We start from the raw sequence: 17,467 nt of genomic DNA on the forward strand, positions 1-17,467 counted from the left end.
ATCCAATAATGTTTTAGTAATAGGTTCAATTTGCAAATCGGAATTTTTACTAATAATTGGATAAAATCACTATGATCTTACTGCCTTTGAACTTTAACAATTATTGGTTCAATAATGAAATCCGGGGGATCAAAAAAAGCATAGGATTGACTGTAGCGATAGGTGCTGCGGTGGCGGCTGCCAGACTCTTTGTAGCGTGTTAAGAGTTCTGGCAGATATTTAAAATTACGGCTTTTTAGTTTTATAAACGGCAATCGCTAATCCGGTCTAAATTTCTGGGACTTAAATTCAAATTATTTTAGAATTTAAACCCGATATACAGATTAGGTTCAAAAAGAAAGTAGTTATTCCACTTACTTTCTTTTTCTTTAAAGGCTTCAGGTGTATTGGTGTCAATCGGCCAGTACTGGCAATGAACCTGAGGTTCTATATAGACCCTGTTCCTGAAAAAGGAAACATGATACCCCAGATGATAAGAAGTATATAACTTGAAGCCGTTTCCAATCTTCTTATCATTGATGTCAGTGTATGTTTTCAATTGGGGTAAAACTTCTACAGTGGCAAATAAGCCTTTCCACAGCATACGCTGATAAGTAAGTCCTATTCCACTTTCCCTGAGTCTGCCGGGGTAGAAATTACCCTCATTGAACTTAAGCTGCTCCTGCATAGGCATCCCCATCGGGGCAAACATTTTCCAGGTAGCTACCTTGATTCCAATTCTGTCTTTTGGAGTCAGTTTATACCCAAAGTGAAATTCGTAATGATGCGTGTTTGTTTTTTCTTCTTCAAAATTTAAAAATGAATAGTGAGTAGTACTGAGGGAAAATTTACGTTCTGTGGATGTTCCCAAATTTTGGTTCGTTTGGGTTTGTCCGGACATACTCATCATTGATAAGACAAATAATATTGCCAGCGTGATTCTTTTTGTTGTTGTTTTCATTTTACAGTAAATAAAGTTGAACAATAATTTCAACCAAAATTACAGTGACTTTACAGGCTCATTCGTTGACTTAAGTTAAGAAATGCAGCTGAAATTTATTTCAGGATTCTTTTACGAATCCGGCTTAAAGATTCGGGCTTAATTCCCAGGTAACTGGCTATTTGATGCTGGGGTGCCCTTTGGATTAAATCAGGTCTGTTTTTCAACAAGGCCAGGTATCTTTCCTCAGGCGAAGCCATTTTAAATTCGGCCAGTGTATCCTGGTATTTTGCCATGATAACTTCACCTAAAGCACGATTTAATGATTCTATCTGGGGAAATTTCTGATACATTTCAGCTTCCAGTTCAGGAGTACCTACGCCGACAATAGTATCCTCCATACACTCAATATAATACTCTGAAGAAATCTGTTTTCCATACGCTGAGGGGATTACAGCCTCTTCTTCTGTAAAGAATTCAGTTGTTTTTTCTTCTCCATCCTTATTGTAGAAGCTTCTGATGCAGCCTTTGATGATAAAATAGCATTCATTTGAAATTTTCCCTTCTTCCAGCAGAAGGGTTCCTTTCGGATAGACCCTTACAAAATCAATTTTACTGAGTTCATTCTCCAATTCTTTTGTAATTGGAATATATTTTGAAAGGTAGTTTTTTATTTCATTTTCCATTACTTTATTATTTCAGGTTCTATGATAATGAAATAGATCGTTGCCAGGCTTGTATTCAACCGGCTTCCCGGGAAGCACAGATCACGAATTTAGTAATTGTTTTCAAGAGAAGCACGAGCGAAAGCCTGGTGGCAGGTAGGTGGCAGTTATGGACAGGCTATTATTCTATTTTTTTGATTTTAATATCTTTGGATTCAAGGTCCTCAAATTGTATTTTCTTATCACTTATTTTTAGTTGAAAAGAATCCCAGGATATCCAATTTATAAAAGTGACATCTGAGAATTCTCCTTCTATATTTAATGCCTTTATTAACTCATCAGTATTAATTAATCTTCTCCAAAGAATTGTTTTATTTCCTCCTTCACTTCCACATGAAGTTTTTTCGATAAGAATATCATTATATATCTCAGAAGTTGTAATAATCAACCGGTAAGCGAATCCTGTTTCATCATCAGAATTCCAACTTGTTTCACCCTCACTTAGAAAGGTAATCCAAGGATAATAGTCTTGGTTTGATTTATCGGTAGTTGATATCTCGTATGTTTGAGCAGATATTCTGCAGCTCAAAATAGTTAATGTTATTACTAACCAGTATCTCATGCTTGTACTATTTTTTGCTTGCCCATAACGTCAGTTCGTCTAAAAACCTAACCCAAGTTTGGCCTTTAATCCGATTACCTGCTTATACTTCGGCTGATTAGGTTTGTGAATTTTCCTGTATGGAACATGCTCAGTATCACTGAATCTAAAAAGCCTTGCTTCGATCCGAAGGCTTTTTTTTGGGGCAAACTTGTTAAGATTAAGTATAAAATTAAGGAAATCGGTAACAGGAAGGATGAAACTTTTGAAAATTCGGTTCAGGCGGTTTATGGAAGCAAAAGGTTTTTCCTGTTAGTTCTCAACACGCTGCGTTATTGTAAAGGGTTCAATCAACTGTTGGAAAGGAGAAGAAATACGTCATTAAATGGAGAAACCGGATACCCTCAGCCAGGGACCAGAAACATACCTGTGCATGAAGCAGTCAGGCCCGTCAGTCTAAGCTGGCGGGGCCGTTTACTTGACTAGCAGTAAGTTTTATTCATTTTTAATTCGGGTTGAGTGAAGCATTTCCAGTTTCCATCCATTCTCTGTTAAAATTGCCGTTGCGCTTTCTAACCAATGAGCTTTTCTAATGATTTTATTATCAGTTGAGAATGTCGCATAGTTTTGGTATGCAATCCATGCCATTTTGTTTGCGATCTTAATTTCAATAATTTCAATTGTATTCATTCGTTTTGGATTCGGTTTCCGAAGTATGGCATTATCCAAATAATTTTTAATAGAATCGTTATTCCAAACTTCTCCGTTTTCCAAAAGCAGGAAGTCTTTGGTGTAGTATTTATCAATGTTTTTAGAATCTAACTTAGACCATATTTCGTCAAAAGATTCAATTACTAAATTTTTAATATGTGTTTTGTCGGTTTCATTTGAAACCTGACCGAATGATATCGTTGTAAAAAACATCATTAAAATTATGGAGTTAAGTCTTTTCATTTTTTATTATTTTTAAATTACTGCTAAAGTTTGAGGATATGGTTAGTTGCCGATATCAAAGCACTTTCCTGCCAGGTTATACTGAATACTGTTTGGGAATATTCACATGAAGAGAACTGTGTGCCGTTACCCGTCAGTCAGGGTCTTCCTCTATAACTCCAAAAATCCGGACGGCTCGTATAGAATAACTATGAAGTTTATTATTGCAACTCTGTAAGCCAGAGTTAAAGTACTGAGTATATGCACTTAAATAATCACACTCTGAACTACTCCAATAGTTCAGCTTAGTAAAATTGCCCAATCCATTTATTTTCAAATTGGTATACATTAGGCCCAATTCATCCCTGGAAGGTAAAAACCAATCATCAAAACCATTCAAAACCAAGTCATCACAATACTTAGCAGCATAGTAATCATTTCCCAGCCTATCGACAAGGGAGCGGGTATTCGTTTGCCCGGAACCAATACCGGTATTTGTTGTACCATAGTAAATATAACTTTTAGAATACCAGGGGACTCCTGCACCCTGATCGTATTGAGCACAAACAAGTCCAAACTGGTCAGGGTAGGTTCCACGCAAGTAGAAAATAATACCTCCTTCATATGTATCGCCAATAGATAACGATGATGATGAAATTGTTGTAAACGCTCTATCTGGCCCATAACTGATGCCTTCTGAATTTACAGCATAAGCCCGAACATGATACAACTTACCGGGGAGCAAGCCAGTTATATTACTTGTAAAAGCGCTGTCACCAATTCCGTCGGAAGTTTTAAAATTGGCTATAGTTGGATTGGGTTTAGTAAACCAACAAACCCCTCTTGCTGTAATGGCGGCTCCTTCATCACTTACTATATTGCCTCCACTTATTGCAGAAGTTTGAGTTATATCCGAAATCGCTGCTGTAGTTAAAGTTGGTTTCTGGGCAATAGGTGTGGATTGATCTGTTTCACAGCTACTCAAATATGATAACAGGGTAATTATCAGGATGAACTGAAAAGTAAAAATATTATATCGCTTTTTCATGTACTTGTTTATTACTATCGGAAGAAAGGTTACTGATGGGCGCAGGTCTTATAGAATGGACACATGTCTTTATGAAAATTTTCCTGTTCTAAGAGCCTGTTTAAATTTCCGAAAATGCAGTAGAGGTTGAATTCTTTTTGAAGCAGGATTATTAAAGAGTCTCTAAATTCGGCTAAATTTTTTCAATTTCAAGCCCTCGGTGTATCGTTTCAGGATTCCATCATTCTTTTACATAATTGCTATGTGTTTTGTACCTGTTTTTAGTACACATGTCAGCATTGGCGGTAGCGTTCCCGGGCTAGGCGAGGTGGGTTTTGTGGTGGGCTAAGTTCGGCTGGAAAACCCACCTTGCTTAGCCGCTGTTGTAAACAGTTGCTATTCTTGCTTCACTAATACCACGTTACATGAGGTATTGTGTTCTTTTATTACTATTCCGTTTTCTTTTATTGAATAAGTAAGTACAGTTTTCTCTTCATAATAAACCTTCTGTAATTTGAATTCGTATAGGATTGAGTTAACTCCTTGTATGAATTCTATTCTCATGGTACTATCTTTTACTTCTTCTATTATTCTATAATTCTTATATTTTTTAAAAAGATTTTCCTGGTTTTTTCTTTTAAATCCACCAAATCCATATCCTACAATTACTCTATCTTTTGATATAATTAAAGTCTCCAAATTCTTTGAATTACTCTCGTAAATATTTGAGTAGACTCCTTGAAGCCAATTTGGGAAAGTAAGCGATTGTCCAAAGGAAAATGAACATAAGGATAACCCTAAAAAAGTTAGCAATAATATTGGTAAAGCTTTCATTTATCGAAATTTCTGCAATTGTTTACAAACATATATATACCCGAAACTCCCCCTCCCCAATTTCATCTTACATTCTCATATCTCGATATATCCGCATTTCATATAAACACCCTATCTTGCCTTATATACTAAGCTTATTGCTTATTGCACATTATTTATTGCTTAAAACTTCAATACCGGGGAGGAATAAATTTACACCCCTTGTTGACTTATAATTAAAACAATCGGGTTAACTCCTTACTAACACCCTTTAAAAATACCTATTAAAGTCATTCATCATCTTCAAATCCTTACTTTTTCTTCGATGCTTTCGCCCTCGGATTAAAATCAAGGCATAGCCGGATCCAATCATTAAAATCCTGCTGCGTGCGCATTCCGGAATCATCCACCAGCACATAGCCCCTCATCGGGCGTTTGGTAAAGTCCATGGTGCGGCAGCCTTGTTTTTCCACCAGTTCATCATGAATCTCAGGGTCGATGCGGCACATCATATCATCCCTGATAACACCTATACACATCTTTTCATTCACCATAAAAACCAGTCCGCCCATCATCTGCTTTTCTTCAATAACGGGTAAATCCTGTAAGGCTTCACGGATGCGGTCAGCTAATTTCTCATTATAGGCCATTTTCGAAGGTGTTAGGGTGTTCTGTTGTTAACGGCTGATGCTAAGGCAAGTGCGGGATTAAACTTGTTGCTCAATTGCCTGCCAGCACACCGGTCCCGATTTTTCGGGAAATGTATATAAAGATTTCAAATGTATCAACTGCCACAAAAACCTGCATATGATATTGCGTTTGTTGTGCATAGTGCATTTTTCGTCTATGGTTTATAAGGAATTTCTTTAGTGCTTCCTTCATTAATTTTTTCAATTAACTCAAATTGTTTATCAGTCAATAGGAATGTGCTTCTAAAGGTACATTTCCCCCTATATTATAAAATCAATTCGCATTGATTTGCTCTTTTCTGAATTCCTGGTTTATTGCTTTGAAAAATCTGCGAGTACCTATTTCCCAGAAACTGTAATCAGAAAGGTTCTTTTCATCATATAAACTGAACCTTTTATTATTAATCATTACCTCATGTAATTTCTCAAAATTTTCCGTAGTAGAAAATGTTATTTCTAATCCTCTTTTTTTAAGAATTTTGTCAAGTCATTTTTTCAAAAAAATCAAATGAACCTTCAATCTTGCTTTCCTCAGCATCAATATGAACATACCTATTAATCTCTGAGCTAAAAATATATCCGTCCTTAATAAAAGATTGTCTTACAGAATCAATTTTTGAAGAATCTGTGAATATTAAAAAGTCATTTTGTACTAATCCATAAACAAGTGAATCTTGATACAGAGTCTGTGCAATCACATTGCTATCTTGTTTGATATTACAAGAACAAAGAATTACAATCAAAAAAATCAAATATCTCATGGTTGCTGTCTTTTATGCATTAGGCACAACGTCTAAATATCCGCAATTAATCTACTTTATTAACTTAAAAGTTCACCTTCAAGGATACTAATTCATGGACTTTACTTACTCAATTTTATCTTCCTGATTCTACTTTGCTAGATGTTTGCTAGAATAAATCTGCCTACCCTCACAAATGCATCATCTTCACCATCCTTACCTGCCCACCCGACTGGAACCTGAGTAAATACATCCCGGCAGGAAGTCCGGAAACATCCAGCATACAGGAGTGATGGCCTTTGGCATAGGATTTTGAAGGATGGGAATATACCTGATCACCCTGGATTGAAAAGATCTCAATTTGCACTACTCCCGGGCTTGTCAGCTCAAACTGCAGAGTTGCCTGCTCAAGGCAGGGATTGGGCTGCAGGCTCAAACTTATTGGAGCCTCTGCTCCAGGGATCTCATTCAGTAGTTTCGAAACCTTTAAACAGTCAATATAGCACATAATGGAATTCCCGAGTTCGGGAAATCTGTCCTGTTGAAAGATCAGGTACCAGTACTGTGGGTCGGAATAAGGGTTCAGGACGGGGAAAAGACTCTCCCTGTAACCCAAAACAGGATCATCCTGCAGGTCCTGGAAGGGAAGCAGGCTGATGCCATCATAGGAAAAAGCCCTGGCCCAGAGATGCCTGAAATCGTATCCCTGGTAATGATATCCTTCGGTAAGACTGGAGTATACCAGCAAACCACGGTTCTGTGCATCGAACTGCAACTGGGGGAAAGAGGAAGCGCCCAGCCAGTAATCGGCAAACAACTGTGAATTTTCATATTCGAGGTCAATGCTTCCATTGTTATTCACATCCTGCATCCAGCCTATCAATGCTCCCTGGTTGTAAAGCAGGTCGGGGTCGAGGGCATTGAACTGATCGCCTCCTGTCCAGGCAGGCATATTTTCGTTCCAGTAACCGATTCCATCTACAAACGGGAAGCGGTACCATTCACCCTCTTCGGCATACAGCCTCGTAATCCCGAAAACCACATGCAGCATCCCGCTGGCATCAAAGGCACAATGCAGGGCTCCATCGGGGCAATAAAGGGTATCAGCCTCTTCCCCATTCCATTTTGGGATAAGGATGTTCCCATATTACAGTCTTTTGCCAGCTTGCACCTGCATCATTGGAGGTCATAACAAACAGGTCATGCTCCCAGCTGCCCGCCATGAAAGCCAGTTTGTCACCCTGTGGTTCAGCGAAAGCATAACAGTCGCCATTGAAATCAAGAAAGTCGGCAGTATCCATCCCTGGCAGTTGCACAGCAAGATCGGCCCAGGTATTTCCCCCATCAGTGGAGCGATAGTACAAAAGGGCTCCGTTCATGCCTTTGTAGACGAGTCCCCCGTTGCCAGTGGGTGCGGAGAGGGCAAAAATATGCACCAGCTGGTGATCAGTGCCTGAAGTCACCATTCGTGGCCAGAGGAATCCGCTAACCTCTTCCGGCTTCGGGATATCGCTTTCTGTCCATATTTCGGAGCCTTTTTGTACAGAAGTGATCATGTGTAAAGGCGTAGTTCCGCTCCGGTGGTTAACGATGATTTCTCCATTCTCACCCCAGCGGGCAATGGAAGGCCAGCCGGTCCTGACAGTTTCAATGCGTTGTTCAGGTATGGGCCTCCATGAAAGGCCGTCAAAGTAATTATACCCGGTTCCCCGGTCGCTGTATGCAGTTGCTGAGTGTCCCATGGTCCAGACAGCTGATAGGGTTCCGTCGGGGAAGCCGATAAAGCGTCCGGAGGGGCTGCCGGTAAGGGTTTGTAGGTCGTAGCGTGTAGTCCCTATGGTATCTTCCATAAAGCTGAGTGGTCCGGCAGGGCTCATCAGCAGGTTTTCGGGGAAAAGCTGAGGACTTGTCCTGCTTACAGGAAAGGCTTTGTTTTCCAGGTGAGTCGAAACCGGAACCCTTGTGGGCTGGGCGTTACAGACGAAAAATAAAAGGCTGGCCAGCGCAAAGAGGAGATAATATTTCATCTGAATGGAATAATAATTAAAACATATATGTTAGCAGATCAAATATACAAAATAGTTTCACCTGGGTAAACGACTTGCTAAGTTCCAAGTCTAAAGTCCCAAGTCCCAAGTTCCAAGTCTCAAGTCCCAAGTCTCAAGTCCCAAGTCTTAAAGTTCCAAGTCTAAAGTTCCAAGTCTCAAGTCCCAAGTCTCAAGTCCCAAGTCTTAAGTGCGGTGGATGGAACGCGGATGACGCGGATTCCTACGCGGATCCGTCAGCTGACGGACGGATTAATTCTCTTAATTCAACAACTTGTAATAATACAGAAGAATTAGGGGTATGGGATAAAGTCCATAAATCCCAAAATCAAAAATCCGAAATCAAAAATCCGAAATCAAAAACAAAGGCTCCCCTTCAGGGCATCTCCTCATCTCCACATCTCCTAATCTCCTCATCTCCACATCTCCACATCTCCTAATCCCCTAATCTCCTCATCTCAAATTTCTAAATTGTCGAATTGTCGAATTTTCCAATTGTCGAATTGTCGAATTAACCTACCTTCTCACCTGCGCCCCAAGTTCTTTCTCAAGGCTTTCGGCAAGCCGCTTCATCATCTTTTCCACTTCCTGGTCGGTGAGGGTTTTTTGTGTATCCTGAAGGATAAAGCTGATGGCATAAGACTTTTTACCGGCTTCAATTTTATCGCCTTCATATACGTCGAAGAGATTCACAGCTTTCAGCAGTCCTTTACCCACACGGTAAGCAAGGCTTTCGACAGAAGCGAAGGTAACAGACTGATCAAGCAGCAGGGCCAGGTCGCGGCGGACTTCAGGGAATCGGGGAACCTCACTATACTTCACATTCTCGGGATTCACCTCTTTCAATAAAGACAGCCAGTCGATTTCGGCATAATAAACATCCTGCTTGATATCAAAGGATTTCAGCACCGATGCTGTGAGTTTACCCATACTAACCAACGGCTTACTGTTTAATGTGAAAGCCTCTGCTGCTGAGAATATCCGCTGATCAGCTTCTGCCGGCTGCAGTTTCCATAATCCCAGTCCAACCTTACGGAATACTGAGAATACAAATGATTTAAGATAGGTATAATCTACGGTCTGTTCTTTCCTGTACCAGCTTTCATTTTCCTGCTTACCGGTAAGGTAGATGACCAGTTTTTTCTTTTCTGTGAATTTCTTTGTCACTTTGGCATCAGCGGGTTGACCTGCATTTCTTGAATAAACGGTACCAAATTCATAGAATTTAAGGTCATTCTGCCTGCGGTTCAGGTTATAGGAAATGGACTCGAGGCCGCTGAAGAGTAGAGTCTGGCGCATCACTTCCAGGTCACGGCTGAGGGGATTCAGGATCTTCACACATTGATCAATGGGGAAGGCTTCTGATTTCTCATAATAGGCGGAACTGCTCAGTGAGTTCGTTAGGATTTCGTTGAATCCGTTTGCTGACAGGAAATCAGCCACCAGGTTCTGTACCCTTTCCGGATCAGGCTTGTGGCTGTATGAGAGGGAGGAATGCACAGCAGTAGGCATTTCCACATTATTATAACCATAGATACGCAGTACTTCTTCCACAACATCTGCTTCGCGCTCCACATCCACTTTAAAAGGGGGAATTGCCAGCGTGAATCCTTCGGCTGTTTCAGCCATTATTTCAATATCAAGCGATTCCAGTATCTCCCTGATGGTATTACGCCCAATTGCTTTACCAATCAGTGCTTCCATCCTTTGAATGCTGACTTCTACTTCCCTGTTTTCCACTTTCACCGGGTAAACATCCACGATATCGGATGACAGACTTCCGCCTGCAATCTCCATCATCATAACCGCTGCCCTTTGAAGCGCATAAATGGTCATATTGGGATCGGTGCCCCTTTCGAAACGGAAGGAGGCATCGGTTTTCAATCCATGCAGCTTAGAGGTTTTGCGGATATGGGTAGGATCGAAATAGGCACTCTCCAGGAAGATGGAAGTTGTTTTTTCAGTTACACCTGATTTTTCTCCTCCGAAGACACCTCCGATACACATGCCTTCAACGGAATTGCAGATCATCAGGTCGTCGGCTCCCAGGGTACGTTCCACTCCGTCGAGGGTGATAAACTTAGTCCCGGCAGGCAATTTCTTCACTATCACCTGGTTTCCGGCAATCTCAGCAGCATCAAAAGCATGCAGGGGTTGCCCGGTTTCCATCAGGACAAAATTGGTAATATCCACGATATTGTTGATAGGCCTTAGTCCGACAGCCTTCAGCCGGTCCTTTAGCCAGGCCGGTGATTCCTGTACTTTCAACCCGGTAAGCGTCAATCCTGAGTACCGCTTACAGGCTTCAGGATTTTCGATAGTTACGCTAATGGGCAGTTCTTTGGTATGACCGATGGGCACTTTGTCCCATTGTATAAGCGGTTTGGTAAAGGGAATGGTGGCATGCTGGGTTTCCCTGTTTTTAAGGGCTGCGGCCAGGTCGCGGGCAACACCGAAATGCGAAGCGGCATCTGAACGGTTTGGCGTGATGGCTACTTCAAGAACAGTATCGGTACTGACACTGAAATATTCGGCAGCAGGCATCCCAATGGTGGCATTTTCATCCAATACCATAATGCCGGCATGAGAATCACCCAGTCCGAGTTCATCTTCCGCACAGATCATGCCTTCTGAGGGTTCACCCCGGAGTTTAGATGCTTTGATCGTAAATGATTCTTCTCCTTTATAGATAACAGTTCCAACTGTTGCCACAGGCACTTTTTGTCCGGGTGCCACATTAGGTGCCCCGCAAACGATATCGAGTACTTGCCCGTTCCCGACATCAACCTTGCAGCAGGTGAGTTTATCGGCGTTTGGATGGCGGCTGGTGGAGAGCACATGTCCGATCACCACGCCCTTTAATCCTCCCTTAACAGACTCAAAATCCTCAAATGCTTCCACTTCAAGGCCACAGTCGGTGAGGATACGGCCGATTTCAACAGGGTCTAACGGGGTGGGGATATACTCTTTCAGCCAGTTGCAGGAGATTTTCATGATTCAATGGTTTATGAGTGCAAAAGTAGGGTTTTTAGGGAAATGTGCTAATTTGGCAATTCGGCAATTTGACAATTCGGCAAGGGAAGCCTTTTCGACAATTTCCCGAAGGGAAGCCTTTGGCTCGACAATTTAGAAATTTAGAAATTTAGAAATTTGAAAATGAGGAGATGAGGAGATCGGGAGCTGGGAGGGGAGATGAGGAGATGAGGAGAGGTGAGAATTTGAGAATTTGGAAATTCCGTTTGGGAGGGCTTTTAGTTTAGATTATTTCTAACAGATTCTCAAAGAAGACAGTCTGTAAATGACAAAGAAATTATTCGTGTATATTCGTGGGACATTCGTCTGTAAATCGACGGATTCGTGGACTTTTTTCTTGTCAGAACAAAAACATCCTTTAATGGTTAAAATATTATCCAAAAATTGAGCTATATGTCCCCAAAAATATTTGTCAATCTGCCTGTATCCGACCTGAAAAGGGCAATGTCTTTTTATGAAGCCATTGGTTTTAAAAACAATCCACAGTTCTCGGATGAAACTGCTGCCTGCATGGTAGTAAGTGAAGAAATCTATGTAATGATACTCACTCATGAGAAATTCAGCCAGTTTGTTAATAAAGACATTTGCAATACCAGGTCACAGGTTGCAGCCATTCTATCCCTAGAAATGGAAAGCAATGCAAAGGTTGATGAACTGGTTACCAAAGCATTGGCTGCCGGTGGCAATGAAAGCCGTGAGGCGATGGTGATGGATTTTATGTACCAGCGTTCCGTTGAAGACCCCGATGGTCATAACTGGGAATTCTTTTATATGGATATGAGTAAATTCCCAACTGCATAACATGGAGAATCAACATTCAACCAATTATTACAACACTTTTATAAAGGTTTCGGAAGATAGCAAAGCAACGGAAGCAATAGTCCCGCCGGAAAAGCCCGGACAGATGACTGTGGCCACCATTGAACTGGACCTGATATTGAAGAATCCATATTCTTTTACATCTGATGAAGTCTTATTCAGGGTGCATAGCCTCAAAAAAGAGGTTCCTGATTCAGATTTCGGCCGGGAATGGGAGCAGTACTTCTCGAAAGGACAAGCCTGTTTACGCTGTTCACCATTGGTAAAAACATATGGATGGGGCATTCATCACAATGCCGAAGGAAAGGTAGCCCTCATTCCAAAAGGTAGCCCGGAATATGATGCCTTTGCTTCCGATCCCAACCTGAAACAGCTTTTCGGGATGAGATCCTCAAAAAAATAAACCTGTCAGGTAGTCCGGGTTTAGTCCGGGTGCGACTTGGAGTCGCGCCCGGACTATAAGAATTGGCGGATTCGTGGATCCCTTTCATTCTAATTTCTGGTATATTTGTTTTAATTACAGACAATCCCATTAAACCATGGATGAATTCTTATCAGCTGCAATAGCTGAAGCAAAAGCAGGCCTTTCAGAAGGGGGTATTCCCATTGGATCGGTACTGGTTCATAAAGGCAGGATACTCGGAAGGGGCCACAATCAAAGGGTACAAAAAGGCAGTGTTGTGCTGCATGCCGAAATGGATGCCCTTGAAAATGCCGGCAGGCAAAAGGCTTCTGTTTACCGGGAATGCACCCTTTATACCACCTTATCCCCATGTCCAATGTGCACAGGAGCGATTCTGCTTTATGGGATTCCAAAAGTGGTGATTGGCGAAAACCGAAGCTTTATGGGTGGTGAAGAACTCCTGAAGGCTCATCAAGTGGAAGTAACCGTTGTCGATAGTCCAGAATGTATCAGCATGATGGAAACTTTCATGATTGAAAAGCCAGAATTGTGGAATGAGGACATTGGGGTGTAATCACTCCCTGTTTACTCTTTGTACTGCATTTCAGTGATGCACCTGAGGCGATCACTGAAATGCATCATTTATTTACCTGACAACAATCCTGATGGATTCTGTATTTCCGTCAGCCGATAACCTGGCAACATAAATCCCTTTGCCTGTCATGCTGCCAGACTGGTTGAGCAGGTCCCAATGGATTGTATTCAGCCCTTTTTCCCTGGAATCATTTAATAGTTCATTAACAAGTCGTCCCTGGATATCATATACTGATAATTTTGCTTTTCCTGAAGTCTTTAAAAGGAAGCTGATATCAACCTTTTCACTTGCAGGATTAGGCATTGCAGTCATTGAAGATTCCGGCCGGGTGCTGACAGATTCCTGAACGCCTACCGTGCCTGTAACCACATCTAAAACAGCAATTCCTCTGCCCAGGCAACTCATCCATAACTCATAGCCGTTGGCAGTCGGACGAACTTCAAGGTCTTTGATCGTGCTGTTGGGTAATCCGCCCCATTGTGGCACTCCACCGGGTGATGAGGGTAAAGCTTCTACTGTTACCCCATCATACCATAAGATACCGGAATTGGTAGAAGGATATTCAGAATCATATTGCATCCACAGGCGTCCATCAGGTGTAATGGTCAGTGGGCGGACATGTTCCCCCGGGAAAGGCCAGCCCTCATCATACGACCAGGTTTGATAATCGCCTGTATTGGCATCATATCGTATCAATGTGCTTCCTGTACTGGTGAATTGCGACCAGGTGCCAGTCCACATAATCCCATTCTGATCTGCGGCAATTCCGGTAAACCAGGCGGCTGAACCGGGAAAATTCTCAATAGGCAGTGACAATGTCGTATTTCCATCGGTACGTAATATTTCATAATCCGTAAGAGCCCATATATTCCCTGGAATTGCAGGGTCCGGTATTACTTTACTTCCCCAGCCCACGATAGGAACTGAAATCCATTGCGCGTTATTCTCATTATAATATCGGAGACTGTAGTATTCCCCGATACTCCATAATTTACCATCTGAACCTTCGACAAATCCTTCCGAACTTGTCATAAAATCCTCCAAAGCATTGAAACTACTGCCATCCCATGCATGTATTCCATGGAAAGTCGGGTTAATGACGATATCCCCATTCGAAGGCCTGGCATAGATTGCCTGTGTATTGTCGGCTTCAAAAGGAAAAGGATAACCAAGTCCATAGGTATAAGGGTTGAAGCCTGTCCAGCGGGAGCCGTCAAATTTCTGAAATCCACCTACACCGCTTCCTGCATTCCCACAGAACCATACATTTCCTTGTCCGTCGATGGTAAGGTCCTCAACAAAATAATCTATTTGGGAGGTATTGGTAATCCTGTACCTCTGCCAGGAGCCGGTGTTAAAATCTCTTTTGGCAGCCCCTGTTGCTCCACATACCCATACATTTCCCTGATCATCAGTATCAACTGAATATGAAGTAACATTTGGTTCCCAAGTGCCGTAATTATTCCAGTTTGTACCATCGAACATCCAGGTTTCAGCATTTGCGGTCACCAGCAGTGCTTTCCCATCGCCATAGGCTTTAAAGGCATCAATATAATAGCTAATATTTTCATAGGGAGGGGTTGGATATACCCATGTCCCATCCGGGCGCTGATATTCCAGTGTTTCCCAGTTCCCATTGTCTGACATCCTCAAGGCCCAGAAATTCCCGGCATCATCTACACAATCTTTACCAGGAAGGCCGGCGATATCACCAATGGCTTCCGGGGTATAATTAGTATAAGTCTGGGTGGCACTGTTAAAAGTGAAGACAGAACCAAAATAGGTATCTGCTGACCAAACCAGGTAGCTTCCATCAGGCTTGGGCTGGACAGCAATACGGACATTGGACCCTTCCCAGGAAGTCCAGTCATCAGATGTTGGATCATAGCGAACCAAAGCTCCACTAGTGAACCAGATAGAGCTGTCGGGTGCAAGGTCGATATCCATGGTGAAACCTTGGAGATCAGAATTGGACATCCCAAAATTCTGCATTGAAGAGATCCCTGTTTGAGGGTTAAATCTTAGCGCCCCGGTAAAGGATCCCATCCAGAGGTTATGATTATAATCTTCAACAATATCATGAAGCTGAATATCCCCATTATCAAATGAACCCATGACCTGGTAATCCACATTTGAATAATTAATCCATTTATTCTCCGACTGATCAAATTTAGCTACTCCACCCTCTCCCCAATCCCCGGTGTTAGCAGCAATATAAGGATCACCGTTTTCATCTACCCAAAGGGAAGTGGCGACATCACCCTGGATCCCGGTATTTCCCGGACGGTAATAGCGCCAGGAATATTCTGGTTTGGATTGCGCCAAAAGAACAAAAGGCAGAAAAAGGAATGGAATAAGGGTAAGTAGATTTTTCATACGGAAATATTTATTTGATGGATTGCAAACTTATGAGGTTCATTAAGAGTGATAAAAAACTTTTGGCTTTACTGGAATAAATTTCGGTTGAACAGGTATAATCCGGCACTGAATCAAACATCTGACGGTAGAAAAGGTTTTGCAATGTGAAAATACCCGACGGTCATCAGGAATACATCATAAAGGAAAGAAGACAAACGAACCTTTTCTTACTTTTACTAGCATGAGTTTTATCTGAAATTTCCACCTCAATAGACTACGTTAATGGAAACCAGTGTTTTTTTCGACAAATCACATCCTCCAACCGAACAAAAGTTGGCAGAAGTATTAGAGAACACATACCCACTCTGGACTGCGTTACGAGAATATGTCCATGAACAATACCCTGCCGCAGAGGATCAATGGAGCTTTCCGGGGGCAAAATATGGCTGGGGTTTCCGGGTAAAGGATAAAAAAAGGGCAATCATCTATCTGCTGCCCAGGGAAAAGTTTTTTATGGCAGCTTTTGTTTTCGGACAAAAGGCTACTGACCTCATTCTGACTAGTGAATTGGCTGCAGAAATCAGAACAGAACTAGCCACAGCAAGAGTGTATGCAGAAGGACGAGGTATCAGATTAGCTGTTTATGATGCTGCTATCCTCCCTGATATACAGGAATTGATAAAGATTAAACTCTCTCACTAATCGTTCCGTATTCATTCAATATTTTTTAAACTGAGAACTTAAATAATATACTGATAAACAGTTTGTTTAGAAGTAAATAGATGATCATTATATATTTTTTATTTTTATTTAGTCTAATTTAATATTAATGAACCTATATTTGTATTAACATCAACCTAACCGGGTACACTCTCACACCACTCCTTTCATCCTCAGAGTACCTGTCAAATAAGGGAATCGTATACATCAGGCTCGGTATCATCTGGTTTACATTTTAAAAAATTACATATGGAAAAAGACGAAAGAAAACTCCTTGGTAGTATTCAGCGGGCTACCATTTTATCAGGCATTGGCATGGGATTATTACTTGGAGTCATAATGGGGCTCTCGGTTTCTGAAGTAGTCAAGGTGATTTTTGGGATTCTCACGGCCATGCTTGGAGCCTTCCTTGGCTTTGATAAACGAAGTTTTGCCGGAATGGAATCGGCTGAATATCAAAAAGAGAAGGAGAATACACTTTTCACAGCTTTAAGGGCAGGATGGTTTGGTATAGCTGTAGTGGCTGGTATCTTCCTGGGTATGTTTGTCAGGACACAGGAAGTATTTACTATCAGTGTGGCCAAAAGCGTGAAAGATTATACGGATGCCGGTTTTGCGCCGGATCATGCCCGAAAACTGGTTCTTTTCCAGCGACTTGGAATTGATCCGAATACCGGAGAATTAGGCCCTGTGACGGAAGTCCAGCGGGCACACCAGTCGAACCTGTTTAGTGCTGAGCAAGCGCAAGAGCTGTGTGGAGCTACTGATCCCGACCAATGGAACAATGATTGGGAAGCCGCACAGAAAGAGCTGATCGCATTGGATCCCAAAATCATGACACCAATTATTAGTGAAATAGCAAACACCATCCCGGAGCAGGAAAGATTTGCCTTCCTAAAGGGATTGAATAAACTATTCTGCCAGTTAGGGAAGAAAGGGACTACCTACTGCAAACTAGGGACAGATTTTGAATTATGGCAAAAGGAATCATCGCTCAGTTCAATAGTCCAGGAACTTTCTAAACTCAGCCCTGAGCAACGTCAAAAGATATTACCAAAGCTGGCCGAACTGGTATGCAAAATAGAAAATGAATAACGCTCATAAATC

The 17,467-nt window shown here is 41.8% G+C and carries 17 protein-coding genes; 5 read left to right on the forward strand and 12 right to left on the reverse strand.

The genetic code is table 11. The annotated features are described in order from the left end of the window. Nucleotides 1-298 precede the first annotated feature (298 nt). The 11 genes from IPH84_03525 to IPH84_03575 form a co-directional block, all read right to left on the reverse strand. Complete coding sequence (locus IPH84_03525; GenBank protein MBK7172305.1) at nucleotides 299-940, reverse strand: hypothetical protein; 642 nt, start codon at nucleotides 938-940, stop codon at nucleotides 299-301. A 95-nt stretch (nucleotides 941-1,035) separates the two neighbouring features. Beyond that, a complete protein-coding gene (locus IPH84_03530) occupies nucleotides 1,036-1,605 on the reverse strand; it encodes a Crp/Fnr family transcriptional regulator (GenBank protein ID MBK7172306.1) in 570 nt (189 codons plus the stop codon). Nucleotides 1,606-1,765: 160 nt separating this feature from the next. After that, nucleotides 1,766-2,206, reverse strand: a complete 441-nt coding sequence (locus IPH84_03535; GenBank protein MBK7172307.1) for a hypothetical protein — start codon at nucleotides 2,204-2,206, stop codon at nucleotides 1,766-1,768. A gap of 474 nt (nucleotides 2,207-2,680) precedes the next feature. Beyond that, nucleotides 2,681-3,112, reverse strand: a complete 432-nt coding sequence (locus IPH84_03540; protein ID MBK7172308.1) for a DUF4440 domain-containing protein — start codon at nucleotides 3,110-3,112, stop codon at nucleotides 2,681-2,683. Between the two features lie 160 nt (nucleotides 3,113-3,272). After that, complete coding sequence (locus IPH84_03545; protein MBK7172309.1) at nucleotides 3,273-4,166, reverse strand: DUF1566 domain-containing protein; 894 nt, start codon at nucleotides 4,164-4,166, stop codon at nucleotides 3,273-3,275. A 375-nt stretch (nucleotides 4,167-4,541) separates the two neighbouring features. After that, entirely contained in the window at nucleotides 4,542-4,979 is a 438-nt protein-coding gene (locus tag IPH84_03550; GenBank protein ID MBK7172310.1) for a hypothetical protein, read from the reverse strand. A gap of 290 nt (nucleotides 4,980-5,269) precedes the next feature. Beyond that, nucleotides 5,270-5,608 (reverse strand): TfoX/Sxy family protein, encoded by a 339-nt coding sequence (locus IPH84_03555; protein MBK7172311.1) that lies wholly within the window; start codon nucleotides 5,606-5,608, stop codon nucleotides 5,270-5,272. Between the two features lie 521 nt (nucleotides 5,609-6,129). Further along, a complete protein-coding gene (locus IPH84_03560) occupies nucleotides 6,130-6,408 on the reverse strand; it encodes a hypothetical protein (GenBank protein ID MBK7172312.1) in 279 nt (92 codons plus the stop codon). Nucleotides 6,409-6,577: 169 nt separating this feature from the next. Next, entirely contained in the window at nucleotides 6,578-7,438 is an 861-nt protein-coding gene (locus tag IPH84_03565) for a T9SS type A sorting domain-containing protein (GenBank protein ID MBK7172313.1), read from the reverse strand. 52 nt (nucleotides 7,439-7,490) lie between these two features. Beyond that, complete coding sequence (locus IPH84_03570) at nucleotides 7,491-8,414, reverse strand: hypothetical protein (protein ID MBK7172314.1); 924 nt, start codon at nucleotides 8,412-8,414, stop codon at nucleotides 7,491-7,493. A 534-nt stretch (nucleotides 8,415-8,948) separates the two neighbouring features. Beyond that, on the reverse strand, nucleotides 8,949-11,426 hold the full coding sequence (locus IPH84_03575) for a phenylalanine--tRNA ligase subunit beta (protein MBK7172315.1): 2,478 nt from the start codon (nucleotides 11,424-11,426) through the stop codon (nucleotides 8,949-8,951). 432 nt (nucleotides 11,427-11,858) lie between these two features. On the opposite strand from IPH84_03575, the gene IPH84_03580 reads away from it, so the two are divergent. From IPH84_03580 to IPH84_03590, 3 genes are all read left to right on the forward strand, one after another. Continuing rightward, nucleotides 11,859-12,266, forward strand: a complete 408-nt coding sequence (locus tag IPH84_03580) for a glyoxalase/bleomycin resistance/extradiol dioxygenase family protein (GenBank protein ID MBK7172316.1) — start codon at nucleotides 11,859-11,861, stop codon at nucleotides 12,264-12,266. A 1-nt stretch (nucleotide 12,267) separates the two neighbouring features. Next, entirely contained in the window at nucleotides 12,268-12,687 is a 420-nt protein-coding gene (locus IPH84_03585) for a hypothetical protein (protein MBK7172317.1), read from the forward strand. 136 nt (nucleotides 12,688-12,823) lie between these two features. Then, nucleotides 12,824-13,261: a nucleoside deaminase gene (locus IPH84_03590; GenBank protein ID MBK7172318.1), complete on the forward strand. Its 438-nt coding sequence runs from the start codon at nucleotides 12,824-12,826 to the stop codon at nucleotides 13,259-13,261. A 72-nt stretch (nucleotides 13,262-13,333) separates the two neighbouring features. Here IPH84_03590 and IPH84_03595 read toward each other — a convergent pair whose 3' ends face one another. After that, nucleotides 13,334-15,658 carry a T9SS type A sorting domain-containing protein gene (locus IPH84_03595; GenBank protein ID MBK7172319.1) on the reverse strand — a complete coding sequence of 775 codons (2,325 nt, stop codon included), beginning with the start codon at nucleotides 15,656-15,658 and terminating at the stop codon, nucleotides 13,334-13,336. 264 nt (nucleotides 15,659-15,922) lie between these two features. Between IPH84_03595 and IPH84_03600 the strand changes: the two genes are divergently transcribed. Together IPH84_03600 and IPH84_03605 are read left to right on the forward strand one after the other, a co-directional pair. Then, on the forward strand, nucleotides 15,923-16,342 hold the full coding sequence (locus IPH84_03600; protein MBK7172320.1) for a DUF3788 domain-containing protein: 420 nt from the start codon (nucleotides 15,923-15,925) through the stop codon (nucleotides 16,340-16,342). Nucleotides 16,343-16,609: 267 nt separating this feature from the next. After that, nucleotides 16,610-17,455 carry a hypothetical protein gene (locus tag IPH84_03605; protein ID MBK7172321.1) on the forward strand — a complete coding sequence of 282 codons (846 nt, stop codon included), beginning with the start codon at nucleotides 16,610-16,612 and terminating at the stop codon, nucleotides 17,453-17,455. Nucleotides 17,456-17,467 lie beyond the last annotated feature (12 nt).

Source organism: Bacteroidales bacterium (assembly GCA_016707785.1).
Lineage (GTDB): Bacteria > Bacteroidota > Bacteroidia > Bacteroidales > UBA4417 > UBA4417.